Origin of the sequence: Microbacterium sp. 2216-1, from assembly GCF_046507855.1 — a bacterium.
In the GTDB taxonomy this organism is placed as follows: Bacteria; Actinomycetota; Actinomycetes; order Actinomycetales; family Microbacteriaceae; genus Microbacterium; species Microbacterium esteraromaticum_C.
The window spans coordinates 340,536-359,989 of sequence record NZ_JBKFTM010000001.1 but is presented as its reverse complement, the minus strand read 5'-3'; the positions used below and the strand labels follow the sequence as shown (position 1 = coordinate 359,989).

At 69.3% G+C, this 19,454-nt stretch carries 20 protein-coding genes; 6 read left to right on the top strand and 14 right to left on the bottom strand.

Annotated elements, in window-relative coordinates; genetic code table 11:
• Positions 1-5: 5 nt before the first annotated feature.
• Genes ACLD0U_RS01655 through ACLD0U_RS01640 form a run of 4 tightly spaced genes read right to left on the bottom strand, consistent with a single transcriptional unit; the run spans position 6 to position 4,592 of the window.
• Entirely contained in the window at positions 6-1,484 is a 1,479-nt protein-coding gene (locus ACLD0U_RS01655) for a glycoside hydrolase family 3 N-terminal domain-containing protein (protein WP_410339636.1), read from the bottom strand.
• On the bottom strand, positions 1,481-2,314 hold the full coding sequence (locus tag ACLD0U_RS01650) for a carbohydrate ABC transporter permease (protein ID WP_206550461.1): 834 nt from the start codon (positions 2,312-2,314) through the stop codon (positions 1,481-1,483). The genes ACLD0U_RS01655 and ACLD0U_RS01650 overlap by 4 nt, the downstream gene beginning before the upstream one ends.
• Complete coding sequence (locus tag ACLD0U_RS01645) at positions 2,311-3,285, bottom strand: carbohydrate ABC transporter permease (protein WP_179409037.1); 975 nt, start codon at positions 3,283-3,285, stop codon at positions 2,311-2,313. The genes ACLD0U_RS01650 and ACLD0U_RS01645 overlap by 4 nt, the downstream gene beginning before the upstream one ends.
• Before the next feature lie 14 nt (positions 3,286-3,299).
• Positions 3,300-4,592, bottom strand: a complete 1,293-nt coding sequence (locus ACLD0U_RS01640; RefSeq protein ID WP_274368385.1) for a sugar ABC transporter substrate-binding protein — start codon at positions 4,590-4,592, stop codon at positions 3,300-3,302.
• Between the two features lie 190 nt (positions 4,593-4,782).
• Here ACLD0U_RS01640 and ACLD0U_RS01635 point away from each other — a divergent pair, with 190 nt between their 5' ends.
• The 3 genes from ACLD0U_RS01635 (at position 4,783) to ACLD0U_RS01625 (ending at position 6,856) form a co-directional block, all read left to right on the top strand.
• Positions 4,783-5,652, top strand: coding sequence for a spermidine synthase (locus ACLD0U_RS01635; RefSeq protein ID WP_206820982.1), 870 nt, complete (start codon positions 4,783-4,785; stop codon positions 5,650-5,652).
• Between the two features lie 105 nt (positions 5,653-5,757).
• Positions 5,758-6,288 (top strand): hypothetical protein, encoded by a 531-nt coding sequence (locus ACLD0U_RS01630; RefSeq protein ID WP_179409040.1) that lies wholly within the window; start codon positions 5,758-5,760, stop codon positions 6,286-6,288.
• A gap of 79 nt (positions 6,289-6,367) precedes the next feature.
• Positions 6,368-6,856 (top strand): SprT-like domain-containing protein, encoded by a 489-nt coding sequence (locus ACLD0U_RS01625; protein WP_179409041.1) that lies wholly within the window; start codon positions 6,368-6,370, stop codon positions 6,854-6,856.
• 7 nt (positions 6,857-6,863) lie between these two features.
• Here the strand turns inward: ACLD0U_RS01625 and ACLD0U_RS01620 are convergent, their stop codons facing one another.
• From ACLD0U_RS01620 to ACLD0U_RS01580, 9 genes are all read right to left on the bottom strand, one after another.
• Entirely contained in the window at positions 6,864-7,250 is a 387-nt protein-coding gene (locus ACLD0U_RS01620) for a DUF3054 domain-containing protein (protein ID WP_179409042.1), read from the bottom strand.
• 65 nt (positions 7,251-7,315) lie between these two features.
• Positions 7,316-7,990 carry a 2-phosphosulfolactate phosphatase gene (locus ACLD0U_RS01615; protein WP_410339635.1) on the bottom strand — a complete coding sequence of 225 codons (675 nt, stop codon included), beginning with the start codon at positions 7,988-7,990 and terminating at the stop codon, positions 7,316-7,318.
• 139 nt (positions 7,991-8,129) lie between these two features.
• The gene (locus ACLD0U_RS01610; protein ID WP_410339634.1) at positions 8,130-9,617 is read right to left on the bottom strand and encodes an FtsX-like permease family protein; all 1,488 of its coding nucleotides are present in this window, start codon (positions 9,615-9,617) and stop codon (positions 8,130-8,132) included.
• Complete coding sequence (locus tag ACLD0U_RS01605) at positions 9,614-10,375, bottom strand: ABC transporter ATP-binding protein (RefSeq protein WP_179409044.1); 762 nt, start codon at positions 10,373-10,375, stop codon at positions 9,614-9,616. The genes ACLD0U_RS01610 and ACLD0U_RS01605 overlap by 4 nt, the downstream gene beginning before the upstream one ends.
• Before the next feature lie 121 nt (positions 10,376-10,496).
• Positions 10,497-11,132, bottom strand: a complete 636-nt coding sequence (locus ACLD0U_RS01600) for a response regulator (RefSeq protein ID WP_179409045.1) — start codon at positions 11,130-11,132, stop codon at positions 10,497-10,499.
• 15 nt (positions 11,133-11,147) lie between these two features.
• On the bottom strand, positions 11,148-12,413 hold the full coding sequence (locus ACLD0U_RS01595; protein WP_410339633.1) for a sensor histidine kinase: 1,266 nt from the start codon (positions 12,411-12,413) through the stop codon (positions 11,148-11,150).
• A 199-nt stretch (positions 12,414-12,612) separates the two neighbouring features.
• Positions 12,613-13,404 carry a class I SAM-dependent methyltransferase gene (locus tag ACLD0U_RS01590; RefSeq protein ID WP_410339632.1) on the bottom strand — a complete coding sequence of 264 codons (792 nt, stop codon included), beginning with the start codon at positions 13,402-13,404 and terminating at the stop codon, positions 12,613-12,615.
• A gap of 29 nt (positions 13,405-13,433) precedes the next feature.
• Positions 13,434-14,552, bottom strand: coding sequence for an AMP-binding protein (locus ACLD0U_RS01585; protein ID WP_410339631.1), 1,119 nt, complete (start codon positions 14,550-14,552; stop codon positions 13,434-13,436).
• Positions 14,553-14,727: 175 nt separating this feature from the next.
• On the bottom strand, positions 14,728-15,639 hold the full coding sequence (locus ACLD0U_RS01580; protein WP_410339630.1) for a 1,4-dihydroxy-2-naphthoyl-CoA synthase: 912 nt from the start codon (positions 15,637-15,639) through the stop codon (positions 14,728-14,730).
• Between the two features lie 71 nt (positions 15,640-15,710).
• Between ACLD0U_RS01580 and ACLD0U_RS01575 the strand changes: the two genes are divergently transcribed.
• From ACLD0U_RS01575 to ACLD0U_RS01565, 3 genes are all read left to right on the top strand, one after another.
• Positions 15,711-16,391 carry a peptidylprolyl isomerase gene (locus tag ACLD0U_RS01575; protein WP_410339629.1) on the top strand — a complete coding sequence of 227 codons (681 nt, stop codon included), beginning with the start codon at positions 15,711-15,713 and terminating at the stop codon, positions 16,389-16,391.
• Positions 16,392-16,615: 224 nt separating this feature from the next.
• Positions 16,616-17,653: a GNAT family N-acetyltransferase gene (locus tag ACLD0U_RS01570; protein WP_410339628.1), complete on the top strand. Its 1,038-nt coding sequence runs from the start codon at positions 16,616-16,618 to the stop codon at positions 17,651-17,653.
• Positions 17,654-17,780: 127 nt separating this feature from the next.
• Entirely contained in the window at positions 17,781-18,758 is a 978-nt protein-coding gene (locus tag ACLD0U_RS01565) for an o-succinylbenzoate synthase (protein ID WP_410339627.1), read from the top strand.
• A gap of 25 nt (positions 18,759-18,783) precedes the next feature.
• On the opposite strand, the gene ACLD0U_RS01560 is transcribed toward ACLD0U_RS01565, so the two are convergent.
• Positions 18,784-19,398: a TetR/AcrR family transcriptional regulator gene (locus ACLD0U_RS01560; RefSeq protein WP_206822866.1), complete on the bottom strand. Its 615-nt coding sequence runs from the start codon at positions 19,396-19,398 to the stop codon at positions 18,784-18,786.
• Positions 19,399-19,454: the final 56 nt, after the last annotated feature.

Here is a 19,454-nt window from a genome sequence, read left to right as displayed (position 1 = left end):
CGGCTTCACCCCGTGCGCCCGAGCAGCATCTCCCGTGTGAGGCGCGCGCTGATCCGGCTGGCTGCTCCGACCTCGACCGTCGGCAACGGCAGCGGCTCCCGCGCTGCCAGGCCCACGTTAACGACGACGGCACCCGGTGCACGTACGGCGGCACGCTCGACCAGCTCGCGCTGCGCAGCGCTGGTGTCGGGCGAATCCACCAGGATGACCGGCAGAGCGGATGCCACGTGCGCAGCATCCACAGCGGCGTCCTGCTCGTCGGCCGAGGCCGTGGTGACATCCAGTCGCACGCACGCGCCATCGCCGGCCAGCGTCCGCGAGACATACGATGCGGCGCTGTCGACCGCGAGGGTCGAGCGTCGACGTGCGTCGAGCACGTACAGGTCGGATGCTGCCGGCAGGGCGCCCGTGACCGAGATCGCACGACGCACGATCGGGTCGAGGTCGAGTGGCTCGGCGCCTTCGTTCGGGGACTCGCCACGGAGCTTGGTCGCCAGCGCAGCCACACGGGCTGCTGCTTCTTCAACCCGCTCCCGAGAGAGCGAACCGTCGCGCAGGGCCGCGATGATGCCGTTGCGGGCGGCGTGGAAGTCACGCTCGTCCTGATCGGGGAACGCGGCGTCGCCGGGGTTGGTCGGGTTGCCGATGCAGAGCAGGTCGGCGCCGGCGGCGAGGGCGCGGGCTGCTCCCCCACCCAGGCCGACCGTCTCGCGAATGGCGGCCATGTCGAGGGCATCCGTGATGATGACGCCCTCGAAACCGGCCTCGCGCAGCATACCCAGCACGTGCGCGTTCAGCGTCGCGGGCTGCTCGCCCCACGCCGGAATGACGATGTGAGCGGTCATGACGGCATCCACTCCGGCCGCGACCGCGGCGCGGAACGGCTCGACATGCACCCGGTCGAACTCGTCGACGTCGAGAGTGATCACCGGAAGATCATGGTGCGAGTCGAGGTGGGTGTCACCGTGCCCAGGGAAGTGCTTGACACACGCGGCGACACCCGTGCCCTGGATGCCCTCGAGCGCGGCCACGGTGTGACGCGCGACGACGGCCTCATCCGAGCCGAAAGAGCGCGCCCCGATCACGGGGTTGCGCGGGTCGGTGTTGACGTCGGCGACGGGCGCCAGCGCGACGTTGCCACCCACGGCCTGAACGCGGCGCGCGATCTCAACGCCGTTCGCCTTCGTGGCGGCGACGTCATCCAGACGGCCCAGCTGGTAGGCGCTGGGCAGGGTCGATCCGTCGACCGCCTCGAGGCGGGTGACGCTGCCGCCCTCCTCATCGACGCCGATCAGGGCGTCCGGGTTGGCGGTGAGGATCTCGGTGCTGAGATCCGACAGGCCGGGGCCGAGGTTCTGCCCGAAGTACACCACGCCGGCGAGGCCACGGCCCAGCTCGTGCTGCAGCCAGTCCGGAGCGGTCGTGCCGAGGAAGCCCGGCCACAGCACACCGTTCGCGAGGCGCTCGAGTTCGTCGATGTTCATCCCTTGACCGCCCCTGCAACCATGCCGGCCGAAAGCCGGCGCTGAACGATGATGAAGAAGATCATGACCGGCACGGTGATGATCGTCGAGGCGGCCATGATGTAGCCCCACTCGTTGGAGTGCAATCCGAAGAACGACTTCAGACCGATCGAGACGGTGTACTGGTCAGTCGCTCCGCCGAGGATCGTCATCGCGAAGATGAACTCGTTCCAGGCGGTGATGAAGCTGAAGATGCTCGTAGCGACCAGACCCGGCATGACCAGCGGCAGCAGCACCGAGCGGAACATGCGCCACCAGCTGGCGCCGTCGATATAGGCGGCTTCTTCGAGCTCGACCGGAACGGCGGCGACGAAGCCGCGCAGCATCCAGATGCCGAATGCGAGCGAGAGGGCGACGTAGACGACCATCAGGCCGAGGATGCTGTTGAGCAGGCCCAGGCTCTTGACCTGCAGGAACAGCGGGATCACGAGCGCTTCGAGCGGCACCATCTGCACGATGAGGATCATCATCAGGATCATGGTGCGGAACTTGAACCGGAAGCGGGCGACCGCGACGGCCGCGAGCAGGCACACGAGCGCGCTGACCAGCACGGTGACCAGCGCCACGATCGCCGAGTTACGTAGGTAGGTGCCGAAACCGCCGTCGGTGAGCACGTAGGCGAAGTTGTCGAACGTGAACTCCTGCGGCACGAGCGACTGGCCACCACTGGAGGCCTTGGCGTCGAGCGCGCTGGAGACCATCCAGTACACCGGGAAGAGCGTGAAGACGAGGACGGCGACGACCGCGACTCCGACGCCGATGCGCGAGCTGAGACGAGGGCGGGGGTTCACAGCTCGTCCTCCTTCATGAGGAAGCGGATATAGACGATCGTGATGCCGATCAGCACCAGGGTGAGCAGCACGGCCAGTGCGGCTCCGAAGCCGTACCGGTTCTGCCCGAACGACTCGACGTACGACCAGACACCGAGGTTGAGCACGGCGCGGTTGCCGCCGCTACCACCCGGCATCAGGTACACCTGCGCGAAGACCTTGAAGTCCCAGATCGTCGACAGGATGATGACCACGGCGAACACGGGGCGCAGGGTCGGGAAGGTGATGCGCCAGAAGCGCGTCCAGGCGTTGGCGCCATCGATCGCGGCTGCCTCGAGCATCTCTTTCGAGACGCCCAGCAGACCGGCGAGCACCGTGATGGCCACGAACGGGAAGCCGTGGTGGACGACGTTCAGCAGGACGATCGCGTAGAACGACCACTGGTTGGTGAACCAGTTCACCGACTGGTCGATCAGGCCGAGGTCCTTGAGGACCGCGTTGAAGATGCCGCGGTCGGCATCGAAGATGAACGTCCAGACGTACGTGCCGGTGACGGCCGGCATCGCCCAGGCGATCATGATGCAGCTGGACACGATGGTCCGCCACAGCGTGCTCAGGCGCGCAAGAAGCAGCGCGACGAGCGTGCCGACCGCGACCGTGACGAACACCGCCACGGCCGCGAAGCCGACCGTGTTGGGCAGCACCACAGTCCACAGCGTTGGATCGCTGAGTGCCTCGACGTAGTTGCCGAGTCCGATCCAGTTGTTCTCGCCGGTGTTGATCTGGCGCAGGCCGTAGTCCTGCAGCGAGTAGATGAACACCTGGACGAGCGGCCAGAGCATGAGCACCGCGAGGATGATCAGCCCGGGGGCCAGCAGAAGCCAGGGACGTGCCGCGACCAGGGACAGGCCCTTGCGGTTGCGGCCGCCGGCCACGGGAGCGGGAGAGTTCTCCGCTTCCGTGGCCAGCGGTGGTGCTTGCACCATTGACATGGGGGTGTCGTGCCTTACTTGTTGAGCAGGTCGGTCATCTCAACGGCGGCTTCCTTGGTCGCCGTCTCGACGTCCTTCTGGCCGCTGAGGATGGACTGCAGCATTGCGTTGGTGGTCTTCTTGGCCTGGACGGCACCGAAGTTCGGGGTCACCGGCACGGATGCGCCACCCTCGACCATCTGCTGTGCGAACGGGGCGATCAGCGGGTCGGTCGAGGCGAGTGCCTCTTCCATCGCCGAGGCGACGCCGGGGAAGTAGCCGGTCTCGGCAGCCCACTGCTCGGCGAACTCGCCCGTGGTCATCAGCTTGACGAACTCCCAAGCCAGGTCGGCGTTCTTGGTGGTGTTGAACACCGAGAGGTGCGAGCCACCCAGAACCGACGGGGCGACGCCGCCGTCCTGCGCCGGGATGGTCGCCGCGCCGATCTTGCCCTCGAGCTCGGGGTTGGCCTCGACGAGTGCGTTCGGGGTCCACGAGCCGTTCAGCATCATCGCGACGTTGCCCTGCGAGAAGGCGTCGCTGAGGTCGGTCTCGCGCCACGTGGTGGCACCGGCCGACGAGAAGCCGTGCTTGGTGGCCAGGTCGGTGTAGAACTGCAGGCCGGCGCGCGACTCGGCGCTGTCGAGCTCGCTGGTCCAGGTGTCGCCCTCGAGCGTGGCGATCTCGCCGCCCGCGCCCCAGACCCAGGGGTAGACCTGGAACTCGGCGTCACCGGGAACCGGGAAGGCCATCATCTCGGGCTTGGCGGCCTTGATGGCCTCACCCGCGGTGACGATCTCGTCCCACGTGGTGGGGACCTCGAGGCCCAGCTCTTCGAACACGTCGGTCCGGTACATGAGGGCGCGCACACCGGCGTACCAGGGCATGCCGTAGAGCTCTTCGCCGTAGGTGCCGGCCACGGCCAGGCCCTCGACCAGGTCATCACGCAGGCCCGACTCGGCGTCGACGTACTCGTCGATCGGCAGCAGCGCGCCGGCGTCGGCGAACTCGGCGGTCCAGGTGGTGCCGGTCTCGGCGATGTCGGGGGTGGTGCCACCGGCGATCGAGGTCACGAAGCGGTCGTGAGCGTCGGCCCACTGCACTTCCTCGATGGTGACCGTGGCGCCGGTCTTCTCTTCGAAGGCGTCCGAGACGGCGTCGTAGAATGCGGATGCGTCGGGGTTGGTGCCCTTCATGATCCAGACGGTGAGCTCCTGACCCTCGCCGTCGGTGGCGCCGTCGGCGGAACCGCTGCCGCCGGTGCATGCCGCGAGGCCGAGGGTGGCCACTGCTCCGAGAGCAATGACCGGAAGAATGCGCTTGTGCATCGGGTGATCTCCTCTTTGAAACGTCCTATGGCGCCCAGCGCCTCCGTATTAGAAAGTATCCATTACTAATTAATTCACTGCAAGTTGTTCCCAGCGGCGTGGCCGAGTCGTGATAATTCCTTCCGAACGCACAGTGCAGCACCTCGCCCATGCGCGGAAAGGCGCGCAGCGGGCTGGCTAGGCTTCTGGCATGGGCAGATCACGCGGGCGCGAGCACGAGAACCCGCAGGCGCGGCTCGACCACGGCGGATCGGCCGAGATCGCAGCGTCCGAGTTCACGAGCGGGTTCGAGCTGATCGTCGACGGCACACCGCAGTCGCACGTCGACCTCGACGATCCCACGCACCTGCACTTCGAGTACATCGTGCGGATGGGCGCCGTCATCGACCAGCTCGGCGCGACAGCATCCGCCCCACTCAGCGCGGTGCACCTCGGCGCCGGCGCAATGACCCTCCCCCGGTACATCGCCACCACCCGCCCGGGCTCGCGCCAACAGGTCATCGAGTGGGAGGCCCCGCTCGTCGCACTCGTACGCGAGCACCTGCCGCTGCCGCGGGGCGCGGCGATCCGCGTGCGCATCGGCGACGCCCGGGAGGGGCTGAGTCGGATGCCACCCGCGCTGACCGGCCACTGCGACCTCGTCGTCTCGGATGTGTTCTCGGGGGCGCAGACCCCGGCACACCTGACGAGCATCGAGTTCTACCGCGAGATCGCCGGCCTGCTCTCGCCCACCGGCGTGCTGCTGGTCAACGTCGCCGACGGCCCCGGGCTCGCGTTCGCCCGGCGCCAGGTCGCGACGGTCTCGAACGTGTTCCGCGAGGTGGCCCTGCTCGCCGACACCCAGGTGCTGAAGGGACGCCGCTTCGGCAATCTCGTCCTGGTCGCTTCGACGAGCGAACTGCCCACCGAGTGGTTGCCGCGGCTGCTTGCGGCCGGCCCCCACCCCGCGAAGATCGCCCAGGGCGACGAGGTCGCGGCCTTCGCCCGCGGAGCCGCGATCGTGACGGATGCCGACGCCGTGGCGTCCCCCCGACCCGATTCCGGTCTGTTCCTGAAGTGAGGCGCCTCACACGCGCCGGATGGTTGGCGCGCGTCGGGCGTGGCTCCCCCGGTTCCGTGTCCGGCGGGGCAGACTGGACAGCGGTCACGGAGAGGAGCCGACGTCGTGAATTTGATCCAGGGATACGACCCCGACACGCTTCGTGAACTGGTGGATGCGCGCGAGTGCATGGCGCGCCTGGCCGAGATCGAGAACCAGCGCAGCCTGCCGGTGCTGCTGGAACGCGTGTGGTTGCTGAAGGTGCTCGACCGCCTTGACGAGGCGCTCGCGCTGGCCGAAGAGACCGTGCGTCAGGCTCGGATGGCCGGCACCCGCAAGGACCTGCTGCGGGCGCGCGTGCTGCATGCCACCGTGCTGCAGAACCGCGGATCCCACGCCGCAGCCGCGCAGGAGCTCGCGACTTGCGCGCATGAGGCTGAGGGGCAGGGCTGGGCCGGAATCGCCGCCTTCGCCTACCAGCACCACGGCAAGAACGCTTACGAGGCCGGCGACTTCGACGAGGCGCGCGACAGCTTCAAGCAGTCGCTGTTCCTGCGTCGCTCGGCCGGTGCCGACGACAGCGAACTCGAGAAGGCCCTGCGCGCGATCGAGGCAGCCGAGCGCCGCAGCGCGGTCGAGCCCAGCGTCTTCGCCTGAGTCGACGCCGCCGACCTGGTCGGCAGCCCGCCGAGGATTGGGGCTGCCCGATGTCGGTCGCCCGCCCTACTCTGATCACATGGCCGATCTGAACCGCGTGCGTGTGTGGGGTGAAGCGCTGATCCGCATGCATCTCGACGATTCGTGGACCTTCGACTTCGACCATGCCAAGCGCCGCGCGGGCCTCTGCGACTACCAGCGCAAGCGCATCACCGTGTCGCGCTATCTGGCCGCCCGCTTCGATGACGACGAGATCCATCAGACCCTGCTGCACGAGGTGGCCCACGCGCTGGCCGGGCACGGCGCCGGGCACGGCGCGGAGTGGAAGCGCGTAGCGCGCCGCCTGGGGTACGTCGGCGGCACGACGCATCACGGCGAGACGGCCACCGAGCTGGCGCCCTGGGTCGGCCAGTGCCCCTCGGGCCATGTCGCCTACCGCCATCGGCGGCCGGCGCGCGAGACGTCGTGCGCCAAGTGCTCGCGGCGATTCGACCGCCGATACCTGTTCGAATGGCGTCGGCGCGAGATCACCGCGGCCGATCGCCTCGCGGCGCAGATGCCGCGCTGACGCAAACCTACGACTCGGTCGTCGGCGCCTCGGCGGGTGCCCGGAACCTGCGCACCAGCATCGTGATCAGCCGCCAGCCCAGCAAGAACGCACCCAGCACCAACGTCGCGACGATGATGAACGGCGTCTCGGCGGTGTCCCCCGTGGCGATGCGCAGCAGCATCCCTCCGGCGACGGTGACCACCCACACGATCACTCCCCAGCCCAGTGACCACGGACGCCGCGGACGCGCCGGAACCAGTGCGGCAATCGCATGACCCAGCACGAGTGCGATCAGGAATGGCCAGGCGGTGAGCACGAATCCCAGGGGATCCTCATTATGCGAGGCCCGTCCGATAGCGGCGAAAACGAGCACCAGAACGGCGTCGACGATGAGCGCGGGCAGGTACCTCATGTCATCAGACCCTACGCGCCTGCGGCGCCCCGGCGCGGCGGCGCGCGGGCGCTGGTCTGTCGGGCTCAAGCGAACGGGACGAAGACGCCACCCTGCAGCTCGGGCACCGTTTCGGTGGCATCCGCAGCGGCGCACTCCTCGATGGTCGCGGGGCGGATGCCATCGGCCAGCATCCGCTCGGTCGACGCAACACCGTCGGCCAGTTCCCGCCCGGAGGCGCTTCCGATCAGCAGATGACGCAGCCCGCGCCGCAGCGCACGGAACGATTCCGCCGACACCGCGGCCTCGGGAGAGGAGTGATCGATGCCCAGATCAGACAGCGCGGCGATCACCGCGCCGGCCCCGAGCTGGTCCTCGACGGCGAAGCGCAGCCGCCCGTCCGCATCACGCTCCCCCGCCGCGACGACACTGACCGAGGTACGGTCACCGCGCCGCTCCTGCAGGGTCATCACCGCGCGCGCGGTCGCCGAGGCGTTGCGGATGCCACCGATCAGCACCACTGGGGCCACCCGCGCCGCGGCGCCCGCGACCTGGGCGCCGTTGGCCGACCAGGCCAGTGCACGCTCCAGTGCGATGGGAGCCTGCGCGACGGCGTCCGCCATCGTCGAAGAGAACCGCAGCACATCGACGACGATGACCACGTCGGCGGGGGCGAGCCGCGCGAGCCCGTCGGCACCCCACTCGAAACGCACCTGGTACGACGACTGGGTCAGCGGTGTCTGCGACGTCGGCTGTGGCATCCGATCAGCCTAATCGGGGCGCTCGGGGCGCTCGATGTGACAGGCGCCGCACGAATGGCGGGAGCTTGTACGAATGGCGGGAGATTCTGCGGCGTGTCCCCCGCCCGACGTACACACTCCCGCCATCCGTACGGGCGGCTTACTCGGCGGCGAGCGCCTCGACGGGTGCGACGCGCGTCGCCAAGCGCGTCGGGGCGACAGCGGCGACGAGGGCGAGCACGGCTGTGGCGGCCACGATGATCGCCACGGGCATCCACGGCACGGCCGGAGCCACGAGCCCGGCGGGCTCGAAGTCGGGCAGTACCGGAACCGAGCCCAGCAGCGACTGCGCCGCCACCCAACCGTAGACAATTCCGAGCACGAGGCCGCTGAGCGTCGCGGCGACGGTGACGTGCACGGCTTCCAGCAGCACCATGCGCCGCACCTGGCCGCCGGTCAGACCGATCGCCCGCAGCAACCCCAGCTCGCGGGTGCGCTGCACCACGCCGATCGTCAGCAGGTTCACCAACCCGACCGCGGCGATCACCCCCGACACCGCGACGAGCACCATCATCACCGCGGCGAACCCGTCGAGCACCGCGAAGGTCGTCTGCAGCGTCTGCTCATCGGCCTGGCGTCCCAGCAGCATCTTCGTCGATTCCAGCGCGACGGCGAACATCGTCACCAGCGTCACCCCCATCACCACGCCGATCGCCATCCGGCTCGAGCGCTCGGGGTAGCGCAGGGCGTTCTCGGCTGCGAGACGAGCCGTGGCCGAACGGCCGAACGCGCGCCCCACCAGTCGCAGGATCGGCGGCATCACCATCACCGATCCGAGCGCGAGTCCGGTGAACGACAGCAGTCCGCCGAAGAACGCCACCACCACACCCAGCGGTGTGACGAGGCCGAGCATCACACCGAATGCGAGCAGCGCCGCGCCCAGGATCAGCAGGATCAGCGCCCCGACATGACGCCCGGTGCGCGATGAGACCTCGTCGTGAGCGCGCTCGACCGATCCGCCCAATGCCTGCAACGGTGTCACCGTCAGCACCCGCCGCGAGCCGACCCAGGCCGCCAACCAGGTCGTGAGCGCCACACCGATGAACGGCAGCAGCACCGCGGGCTGCATCGGGCTGACGCCTTCGGGCGCCCCGGCGAGCAGCTGATCGGCAAGCAGCATCCCGGTGGCCGACGCGCCAACCCCGATCACGAGGCCGATGGTCGCCCCCAGCAGGCCGACCACGAATCCCTGCGACGACACCTCGGAGCGTTGCGACCGCGCCGAGGCACCGATCAGCCGTACCAGCGCGATGCGCCGGGTGCGCCCGGCGATGATCGTCGAGAAGGTGTTGGCGGTGACGATCGCGGCGACGTACATCGCCACTCCGGTCAGCAGCACCGACAGGATCGCGACCACGATGGCCAGAGTCTCGCTGTCGCCGATGTACGGGTCGGCCTGCAGGAAGGCCCCGATGTAGACGGTCGTCTCGACGAGGATCACCCCGAACGCGGCCGAGAGCGCGGCAACGAGGATGCTGGCACCCATGCCGCGTTCACGGAGCCAGGCCAGACGCGACGCACGTGGCCTCGACAGGTCGGCCCCCGCCGTGACGCTGGCGCCGGTAGCCCCCGCAGCGACGGCGGTCATGCCGCCACCTCGGCGGCGAGCATGTACGACGAGATCTGCTCGGCGCTCTGCCGCGGGTGGTCTGCGACGATGCGCCCATCGCCCAGGAACAGCACCCGGTCGGCGTGGCTTGCCGCCACCGCGTCGTGCGTCACCATGGCGATCGACTGCCCGTGCTCGCGACTGGCCATTGCGAGCAGCTGCAGCACCTCGCGTCCCGTCGCCGAGTCGAGGTTGCCGGTCGGTTCATCGGCGAAGACGAGGTCGGGCGCGGTGGCGAGCGCACGGACGATCGCGACGCGCTGCTGCTGCCCACCCGAGAGCTCGTGCGGACGGTGCGTCAGACGAGCACCGAGCCCCAGCGTCTCGATCAGACCGTCGATGCGGGCGCGCTCGATCGCAGACGGCCTGCGCCCGTCGAGTTCGAACGGCAGCAGGATGTTGCCGAGAGCATCGAGGGTCGGCACCAGGTTGAACGACTGGAAGATGAACCCCACGCGACGGCGCCGCAGAATGGTCATCTCCAGGTCTCCGAGGCCGGTGATCTCGGTGTCACCGATCCACGCCCGCCCTTCGGTGGGCGAATCGAGCCCCGCCATGATGTGCATCAGGGTCGACTTGCCCGAACCGGACGGTCCCATGATCGCCGTGAACTGGCCGCGGCGTATACCGACGCTGACGCCGTCGAGGGCGCGCACGGCGGCATCCCCGGTTCCGTAGGACTTGGTGAGGTGCTGAACGCGCGCGGCGAGGCCGAGTTCGGAGGTCGTGATCTGCATGCCTTCGACGCTATGAGCGCCCCTACCCGGGCCGCATCGCCCCGGCGGATCATCCGGCATACATCGGCAGAATGATCTCGGATGCCCGTCGTCGGCCGTTCGGATGCCCGCAGCGGGCGGATCAGACCAGACCGTGCTCGAATGCGAAGACGACCAGCTGCACCCGATCGCGCAGCAGGAGCTTGCCGAGAATGCGACTGACGTGCGTCTTCACCGTCGCCTCGCTGAGGAACTCGCGCGCCGCGATCTCGGCGTTCGACAGGCCGCGCGCGGCGAGCGCGAAGATCTCACGCTCGCGCTCAGTGAGCTCGGCGTACTGCGCAGGCACGGGTTTGGTCTCGCTGGTGAAGTGGGCGAACAGGTCGCGGGTGGCCGCGGCGGCGATCACGCTCGACCCGGCGTCGACCGTACGGATCGCCGCCAGCAGGAACTCCGGGTCGGCGTCCTTGAGCAGGAAACCACTGGCCCCCTGCTGGATCGCCCTGGCCGCGGCCTCGTCGAGGTCGAAGGTCGTGAGCATGACCACGCGCGGCGGGTTCGGCTGCGTCAGCAGTTCGGCCGTGGCCGTCAGGCCGTCCATCACCGGCATCCGAATGTCCATCAGCACCACGTCGGGTCGGGTGCGTGCGATGACGTCGAGGGCCTCGCGTCCGTCGCCGGCTTCGCCGACGACGTCCATATCGGGCTGCGATGCGACGAGCATGCGGATGCCCGCGCGAAACAGCGCCTGGTCATCGACGAGCACGACCGAGATCATGGAACCTCCAGCAGATCAGCGGGCGCTGTCGGCAGCGGAGTGCTGCGGCCCGATCGGAAGCGTGGCGCTGACGGTGAAAACACCGGCATCCGCCCCGGCCACGAGCGTACCGCCCACCAACTGCGCGCGTTCGCGCATGCCGACCAGGCCATGCCCGGCGTGACCCGCCCCGACCGCCTGCGGGATCGCCCCGGTGCGGGCCATCGCCACCGCGCGTGGCGGCAGTGGCGTGCGGATGCTGTTGCGCACCCTGATCTCGACCCGGTCGGCCAGCCACGCCAGATGCACATCGACATCACCTGTGCCATGTCGCAGCGCATTGGTGAGTGCCTCCTGCAAGATGCGGTACACGGCGAGCTGGATCGCACCGGGCGGCTCCCCCGGCGGCATCGGATCGACGGTCACACGGGGCTCGACACCCGCGTGACGCACCTGTGCGAACAGAGTCTCCAAGTCGGCGAGGGTCGGTTGCGGACCGTCGCCCTGGCGGTGCCGGAGCTGTGTGAGCAGCATCCGCACATCCGACAGCGCAGACCGCGCCGTCGTCGCGATCGTGCCCAACGCCTCCTGCGCGAGCTCGGGCGCCGCCGCGGCGGCATAGCGCGCCCCGTCTGCCTGGGCGATGACCACCGCGAGCGAATGCGCGACGACGTCGTGCATGTCACGCGCGATGCTGAAGCGCTCCTGCTCTTCGGCCGCGAGCGTCTCGGCACGCAGCTGCGCCTCACGCGTCTGCTGCCCGTGCCGCACCAGCCGCCACAGCAGCCCCGCTCCCCACGAGATCACCAGCGCGAACCCGATCGTGATCCCCAAGAGCAGCGCCAGCAGCACGACGCGCAGCTCAGGTGGCGCCGGCGCGACCACCGACGACGCATCGAACTGCACGACCGCGATGTAGAAGCCGGCGAGGATGCCCCCCAGCAGCGTCGAGGCGCCGCCCATCCACAGCAGCCGCTGGGACCCCCACGCGGCAGTGCCGAACAGCACGCCGAAGATGGCGATGTTGTACGCCGCCGGCGGCAGCCCCGCCGCCATCTGCACGATCGCCGCGCCCCAGGCGATGATCAGCGCCAATGCGGGCGAGAGCCGGCTGATCGCCGCGGCGCCCCACATCACGATGGCGATGAGGATGTGCAGTGTGACCGACAGCCATGCCGGGTGCACCCACATGCTCGGCGACTCGACGGCGAAGGCGAGCGACATCGGCAGGGTCAGCAGCACACCGAAGACGGCGCCGACGATGTCGAGCACGAGCCAGGTGCGGGGAACGGGGCGGAACACCCTCTCACGCTACGGGAGCGGGTGCCCCCGACGCGTCCATCTGCGGATGTATCCGCGTGCACCGTGCCAGCCCCGTACGCAACTCCGGAGAAACAGGCTCCCCAGGCTCCCACAGCCCCGAGTTCGCCCCGGAACCCCACGTTCTTCCGGAGTTGCGAACGGCGGCCGGGGCCTGCCCGGGGTCAGGCGCGGCAGAGGGTCAGGCGCGGCAGAGGATCTCGCCGTGCGGCACCAGGTACCAGCCGTCGCCGTCGGATGCCCACGCGCGCCAGGCAGCGCTGATCCGGCGCAGGTCGGCATCCGTCGCCATGCCGGCCGCCGTGAGCTGCTCGGCGAGCGCGGAGTGCAGAATGCGGTCGGCCCACATGCCGCCCCACCACTCGCGCTCGGCCTCGGTCGCGTAGCACCAGGTGGATGCCGTCGCCTCGATCTCGGTGAACCCGGCCGCGCGCGCCCAGGCGAACAGTCGCCGACCGGCATCCGGTTCCCCGCCGTTCGCCCGCGCCGCCGCCCGGTAGAGCTGCAACCACTCGTCGAGTTCGGGAAGCAGCGGGAACCAGATGAACCCCGCGTAGTCGGCGTCCCGCGCCGCGACGATGCCACCGGGCTTCGTGACACGGCGCATCTCGCGCAGCGCCTGCACGGGGTCCGCGACGTGCTGCAGCACTTGGTGGGCGTGCACGACGTCGAAGGCACCGTCGGAAAAGCTCAGCGTGTGGACGTCCTCGATTGAGAAGTCGATGTTCGTCACGCCGCGTTCCGCGGCGAGCGCCCGTGACAGACCAAGCGCGTCGGCGTTGATCTCGGTCGCGGTGACATGGGCCGCCCGGTTCGCGAAGTCGACGGTGATCGTTCCGGGGCCTGCTCCGATGTCGAGCAGCCGCGTCGTGGCGCTGAGATGCGGCGCGAGATAGGCGGCCGAGTTCGAGACGTTGCGGGTGTTGTGCGAGCGCAGTACCGAATCGTGATGCCCGTGCGTATAGGTCGCCATGCGCCCAGTCTGCCGGGTCGGCGACCGCGTCACCCGCGCGCGAGCCGGCGAAGCGCTTCGCGGTCGGGTTTTCCGGATGCCAGCAGCGGCAGCTCGGGCATGGTCTGGATACGAACGGGTCGCGCGTGCCTGCCGATCTCGTCGGCGACGCGTTCGCGCACGTCGTCGAGACGGTTCGCCGCGTCGGCGCCGGTGGCGAAGACGACGGATGCCTCGCCCCAGCGCTCGTCCGGAATGCCGACGACGACGGCCTGCTCGAAACCGCGGATGCTGCGCACGACCCGTTCCACACGATCGAGCGACACGTTGATACCACCCGAGATGATCACGTTGTCGATGCGCCCGGTGATGCGGAGCCGCCCGTCGGCGACGATTCCGGCGTCACCCGTGCGGTACCAGCGGATGCCGTCGTTGTCACTGACGAACGTCGCCGCGGTGAGCGCGGCATCGCCCAGATACCCGGTCGCCAGGTGCGGACCGGCGATGCGGATCTCACCATCGACCTCCGCGAGTCGCACGCCCTCCAGCGGAACGCCGTCGTAGACGCAGCCCCCCGCCGTCTCGCTCGATCCGTAGGTGCGCACGATACGCACTCCCGTGTCGACGGCCCGCCCGCGTACCGAGTCGGGGAGCGCCTGCCCGCCGATGAGGATCGCACGGTACGAGCGCAGTGCGTCGAGCACCCGTTCGTCATCATCGGCGGCGTCTAGCAGCGTCTGCAGCTGCGCCGGCACGAACGACGTGAACCGGTCGACGTCGGCGCGCAGTCCCTCCGTGGCGCGGATGAAGGCGTCGGGCGCGAAGCGCTCCACCAGCAGCACCGGCTCGTATCCAGCGAGCTGCGAGCGGCCGATCACCTGCACCCCGGCGATGTATGCGGCCGGGAGTGCCAGCATCCACTGCCCCGTGCCGATGCGCGCGGCCGTCGCCTCGGCGCTCGCGCGCAGTGCGGCGGCGCTGAGCACGACCCGCTTCGGGATGCCCGATGACCCGGACGTGGCGATCACGACGGCGGTGCCGTCCGGCACCACCTCGTCGGGTGCGGGCGTGAAGCCCAGCGCGATCGGCGTGGTCCCCGCGAGCGCACCCGGCAGGGCGTCGCTCACCGCCGCCGCGCGCCCCCCGTCAACGCCGCCGAGCGTCAGCATCCACTCCCCCTCCCCACTGCGTCCCCCGCCGCGCACCCCGCCGCGTCCCCCGCCGCGCACCCCACTGAGAAACCACTTCCCGTCTGAGAAACCATGTCGCACGTGGTTTCTCGAACGGCAGATGGTTTCTCACGGAACGAGGCCAGGGGCGTGGAGTGCGGCAGGGGCACGGGCGTCAGTAGTGGTAGGGGTACGGGGACCAGTCGGGGTCGCGCTTCTCGAGGAACGCATCACGGCCCTCGACAGCCTCATCGGTGCCGTACGCCAGACGCGTCGCCTCGCCGGCGAACACCTGCTGACCCACCAGACCGTCGTCGACCGCGTTGAAGGCGAACTTCAGCATCCGGATCGCCGTCGGCGACTTCGTCAGAATCGTGCGTGCCATCGAAATGGCCTCACGCTCAAGCTCGGCATGCGGCACCACACGGTTGACCGCACCGGTCTCATAAGCGCGCTGAGCCGAGTACTCCTCGGCGAGGAAGAACACCTCGCGCGCGAACTTCTGACCGGTCTGACGGGCCATGTACGCCGACCCGTAGCCGGCGTCGAAGCTGCCCACATCGGCATCGGTCTGCTTGAAACGGCCGTGCTCGGCACTGGCGATCGTCAGGTCGCACACCACGTGCAGCGAATGCCCACCACCGGCGGCCCAGCCGGGCACGACGGCGATGACAACCTTGGGCATGAAGCGAATCAGTCGCTGCACCTCGAGGATGTGCAGGCGCCCGGCGCGCGCGGGGTCGTGCACCTCGGTGGTCGACTCACTGTACTTGTAGCCGTCGCGCCCACGGATGCGCTGGTCGCCACCCGAGCAGAACGCCCACCCGCCGTCCTTCGGACTCGGCCCGTTGCCGGTCAGCAGCACGACTCCAACTCGCGGATCCTGCCGCGCGATATCGAGCGCCCGGTACAGTTCGTCGACCGAGTGCGGGCGGAATGCGTTGCGCACCTCGGGTCGGTCGAACGCGATGCGGGCGATGCGTCCATCGTTCGAGACGTGTGCGGTGATGTCGGTGTACGCCTCGGCGCCCGGCGCGAGCGTCCACTCGGTCGGGTCGAAGAGGTCAGAGACGAATGCGGAGCTCACAGCATCCACTGTATTCCCGCTTGCACCCGCGCACGCAGGAAGCCGATCGAGTGGTCGCGTACGATCGTGCCGTGCTGACTTCTCGCGTTCGTCGTTCTCTGCTCGCCCTCGCCGCCGCCGGCGCCCTCGCGCTCACCGGGTGCGCGTCAACAACGGATGCCCCGCAGCAGACCTCATCGGCGGAAGCACCGGTGGCATCCGGCGAGTGCAGCTACCCCGCCGACGGACGCACCCCGGCTAAGACGGTCACCGCGCCTCCCGCCGACCCGAGCGCCTCGGGTGAGGTGTCCGCCTTGATGACAACGAGCGCCGGCGCCCTCAACGTGACGCTCGATGCCGACGCGACGCCATGCACCACCAACAACTTCCTGTCGCTGGCCGAACAGGGCTATTTCGACGGCACGAGCTGCCACCGCCTCACCACGCAGGGCATCTTCGTGCTGCAGTGCGGCGACCCGACCGGCACCGGAACGGGCGGCCCCGGCTACTCGTTCGCCGACGAGCTCTCCGGCACCGAGACCTACCCCGCCGGCACCCTGGCGATGGCGAACGCCGGCCCCGATACCAACGGTTCGCAGTTCTTCATCGTCTACGCCGACACTCAGCTGCCGCCCTCGTACACCGTGTTCGGCAGCCTCGACGCCGACAGCGTCGCCGCCGTTTCTGACGTCGCCAAGCAGGGCACCGAATCCGGCGGCCCTGACGGCACACCGAAGCAGCCCGTGACCATCGAGTCGGTCACCGCCGGCTGAGGTCCGGCGGGCGTGCTCGGCGCTGCGGGGCCCGGCTACACCTCTACAGCGCCCAACGGCGACGCACGCGTACGTAACTCCGGAAAAACACCTGGTTCTGCCGCCCGGTGGGCGGTTTCCCGTCTGATCCGCAGGTTTCTCCGGAGTTGCGTGCAGCAGCGGTGCACAGAGTTCTGAGCAACGCTGCGACAACCACTCAGTACCTTCGGCTCTAGTCTGGAACGATGTCCACAACCGACATCGCGCCCGTCTCGATCGAGATCGCCTCCGTCGACCCGACCGATCGCGAACGGTACGACGCCTGGTGGGACGCCTATGCCGCCGCCCGCAGGGCCGACCTCGGCGAGAACGCCATCGTCTGGTCGCGCGAAGAGAGCCGCATCGAGTTGCTGCAGGAATCCGCGACCACCCGCCGCCAAGCGTTCGTCGCGCTGCGCGAGGGAGAGGTGGTCGGCTCGTGTTCGCTGGCGCTCTCGCTCAAGGACAACCTGCACATCGCGGCCATCGGCGTGAACGTGCCGCCACAGCACCGGCGCACGGGCGTCGGATCGATGCTGCTCGCGCACCTGGAGCGCGAGGCGGTCGCGGCGGGTCGCACCACGATGCGGGCCGACATCTATTGGCCGGCGTCTCTGCCCGCCGACGGTGCGGGCGCGGCGAATCGTGAATTCGCCCGGCGCCACGGCTATGAGGTCGCGCTCGGCGACCTGCAGAACCGGCTCGACCTGCCGGTGGCCGACGCGGTCATCGACGCCATGCTGACCGAAGCTCCGACCGACGGCTACGAGCTTCGCCGCTGGGTGGGCCCTGTGCCAGCGGAGTTCGTGGCCGAGTGGGCGGCGCTCGACGCGATCCTCGACACCGAGGCACCGACCGGCGACCTCGATGTGGAGACCTCTTCATCCGACGTGGACGACTACCGCGCGGACGAGCGTCTGCAGCGGGAACAGGGGCGCACATCGTATGGAACGGTGGCGCTGGCATCCGACGGGCGCATCGCCGCGTACACACAGATTGTCGTCTCCGGCGACGACGGCAATGCGTATCAGTGGGGCACGCTCGTGCGCCGCGAGGACCGCGGGCACCGACTCGGCCTGCGCATCAAACTCGAGAACCTTCGGATGCTGCAGCAGCATTCTCCCGAGACGCCGCGCATCTACACGTACAACGCCGAGTCGAACAGACACATGCTCGAGGTCAACACGCGGCTCGGTTTCGTCGTGTCGGCGCGCATGGCCGAGCTTCAGAAGCGGGTGCACTGACGGCCTCCCCGACTCAGCTGTTCATAACTCCGGAAGAAATACCCGATTCAGCCGCCCAACAACCGGTTTCCCCGCCGATCGGCAGGTTTCTCCGGAGTTGCGTGCAGCAGGCGGGCATGATGGACGCATGACGCCTGCGCTGGATGACCTGCTCGCCACGGCCCGGGTGGTCGCGCTGCCGATGAACACCCGTTTTCGCGGCGTCGACACCCGCGAAGCGCTACTGCTGGAAGGTCCACAGGGCTGGGCCGAGTTCTCGCCGTTCGTCGAGTACGACGACGCCGAAGCCGCCACCTGGCTGGCCGCCGCGATCGACTTCGCCTGGAACGAGCAGCCCGCGCCGTTGCGCGAGCGCATCCCCGTGAATGCCACCGTGCCCGCCGTCGAGGCGGCACGCGTCGCCGAGGTGCTGGCGCGGTTCGACGGATGCCGCACAGCCAAGGTCAAGGTCGCCGAACGCGGCCAGCAACTGGCCGACGACATCGCCCGCGTGCGCGCCGTGCGCGAGAACATGGGTCCGGAGGGCCGCATCCGCGTCGATGCCAACGGCGGCTGGAACCTCGACGAGGCCGAGCACGCCATCCACGCTCTCGCCGAGTACGACCTGGAGTACGCCGAGCAGCCCTGCGCGACGGTGCCCGAGCTGGCCGAACTGCGCTACCGCGTGAAGCACAAGGGCATCCCGATCGCCGCGGACGAGAGCATCCGCAAGGCCGCAGACCCGCTGGCCGTGGCTCAGGCGAAGGCCGCCGACCTCATCGTCATCAAGGCGCAGCCGCTCGGTGGCGTCCGCCGCGCGCTCGGGATCGTCGCCGAGACGGGCCTGCCGGCGGTCGTCTCCAGCGCCCTCGACACGGCCGTCGGGCTCGCACAGGGCGCCGCGCTGGCGGCTTCCCTGCCCGAGCTGGAGTACGACTGCGGCCTCGGTACGGCGGCGCTGTTCGCCGACGACGTCGCCGACGCGCGTCCGGTGCGCGGGTCGGTATCCGCCGCGCGGGTGATTCCGGATGCGGCCGCGCTGACCCGCCTGGCGGCATCGCCCGAACGTCGGGACTGGTGGCTCGAGCGCCTCACCCGCTGCCACGCACTGCTTGCGGCGGATTGACAGGAGCCCTCCAACGCTGACCGGCTCAGGCCAGCAGCGCCTCGACCAGGCGACCGAGCACCTCGCTGCTGACGTCGTGCATCTGCGTGTCGTCGGCGCCGGACATCGCGCCGCGCACGGCCATGCCCTCCCAGACGATCATCAGCACACGTGCCGCGAGCAATGGGTCGAGGCGCAGCGCGATGGTTCCCGCGTCGACGATCTCGCGGATGATGTCGGCGATGCTCGTCTCGACTTCGTGTTCCTGCGCCAGGTATGCCGCTCCGAATGCGGGGTCGCGCATCGCGCGGATGCGGATCTCGCTCATCAGCATGATGCTCAGGCGGTCGTCGCCGCCGGCGTCCATCACCCGCTGCACGAGCCCGGCCGCGGTGCAGTCCTCGAGGGCGCCGTCGGCGGCCATCGCCGTCACCTGCTCGCGTACCGCGGTCAGGCGTCCGGCGGCGACGGTGCCCGCCAGCATGAGGAACAGCTCGTCCTTGGATTCGAAGTTCGAGTAGAAGGCGCCGCGGGTGAATCCGGCGCGCTCGCAGACCGCCTCGACGGTCGCGCCCTCGAGGCCGACCTCGGCGAAGACCTGCCCGGCGGCCTCGAACAGGCGTGCTCGGGTGTTCTCACGACTGCGGGTCGGTGTCGTCATCGGGGCCTCCTGCTGCTCACTCTCGCATCTTCACATCCGGCGCACAGCCTGTGGTC

Bases quoted from the DNA above. Each gene is read 5' to 3' on its own strand.
- ACLD0U_RS01655 (WP_410339636.1), bottom strand. From the start codon at position 1,484: ATGAACATCGACGAACTCGAGCGCCTCGCGAACGGTGTGCTGTGGCCG.
- ACLD0U_RS01645 (WP_179409037.1), bottom strand. From the start codon at position 3,285: ATGTCAATGGTGCAAGCACCACCGCTGGCCACGGAAGCGGAGAACTCT.
- ACLD0U_RS01640 (WP_274368385.1), bottom strand. From the start codon at position 4,592: ATGCACAAGCGCATTCTTCCGGTCATTGCTCTCGGAGCAGTGGCCACC.
- ACLD0U_RS01635 (WP_206820982.1), top strand. From the start codon at position 4,783: ATGGGCAGATCACGCGGGCGCGAGCACGAGAACCCGCAGGCGCGGCTC.
- ACLD0U_RS01625 (WP_179409041.1), top strand. From the start codon at position 6,368: ATGGCCGATCTGAACCGCGTGCGTGTGTGGGGTGAAGCGCTGATCCGC.
- ACLD0U_RS01620 (WP_179409042.1), bottom strand. From the start codon at position 7,250: ATGAGGTACCTGCCCGCGCTCATCGTCGACGCCGTTCTGGTGCTCGTT.
- ACLD0U_RS01615 (WP_410339635.1), bottom strand. From the start codon at position 7,990: ATGCCACAGCCGACGTCGCAGACACCGCTGACCCAGTCGTCGTACCAG.
- ACLD0U_RS01610 (WP_410339634.1), bottom strand. From the start codon at position 9,617: ATGACCGCCGTCGCTGCGGGGGCTACCGGCGCCAGCGTCACGGCGGGG.
- ACLD0U_RS01605 (WP_179409044.1), bottom strand. From the start codon at position 10,375: ATGCAGATCACGACCTCCGAACTCGGCCTCGCCGCGCGCGTTCAGCAC.
- ACLD0U_RS01600 (WP_179409045.1), bottom strand. From the start codon at position 11,132: ATGATCTCGGTCGTGCTCGTCGATGACCAGGCGCTGTTTCGCGCGGGC.
- ACLD0U_RS01590 (WP_410339632.1), bottom strand. From the start codon at position 13,404: ATGGCGACCTATACGCACGGGCATCACGATTCGGTACTGCGCTCGCAC.
- ACLD0U_RS01585 (WP_410339631.1), bottom strand. From the start codon at position 14,552: ATGCTGACGCTCGGCGGCGTTGACGGGGGGCGCGCGGCGGCGGTGAGC.
- ACLD0U_RS01570 (WP_410339628.1), top strand. From the start codon at position 16,616: ATGTCCACAACCGACATCGCGCCCGTCTCGATCGAGATCGCCTCCGTC.
- ACLD0U_RS01565 (WP_410339627.1), top strand. From the start codon at position 17,781: ATGACGCCTGCGCTGGATGACCTGCTCGCCACGGCCCGGGTGGTCGCG.
- ACLD0U_RS01560 (WP_206822866.1), bottom strand. From the start codon at position 19,398: ATGACGACACCGACCCGCAGTCGTGAGAACACCCGAGCACGCCTGTTC.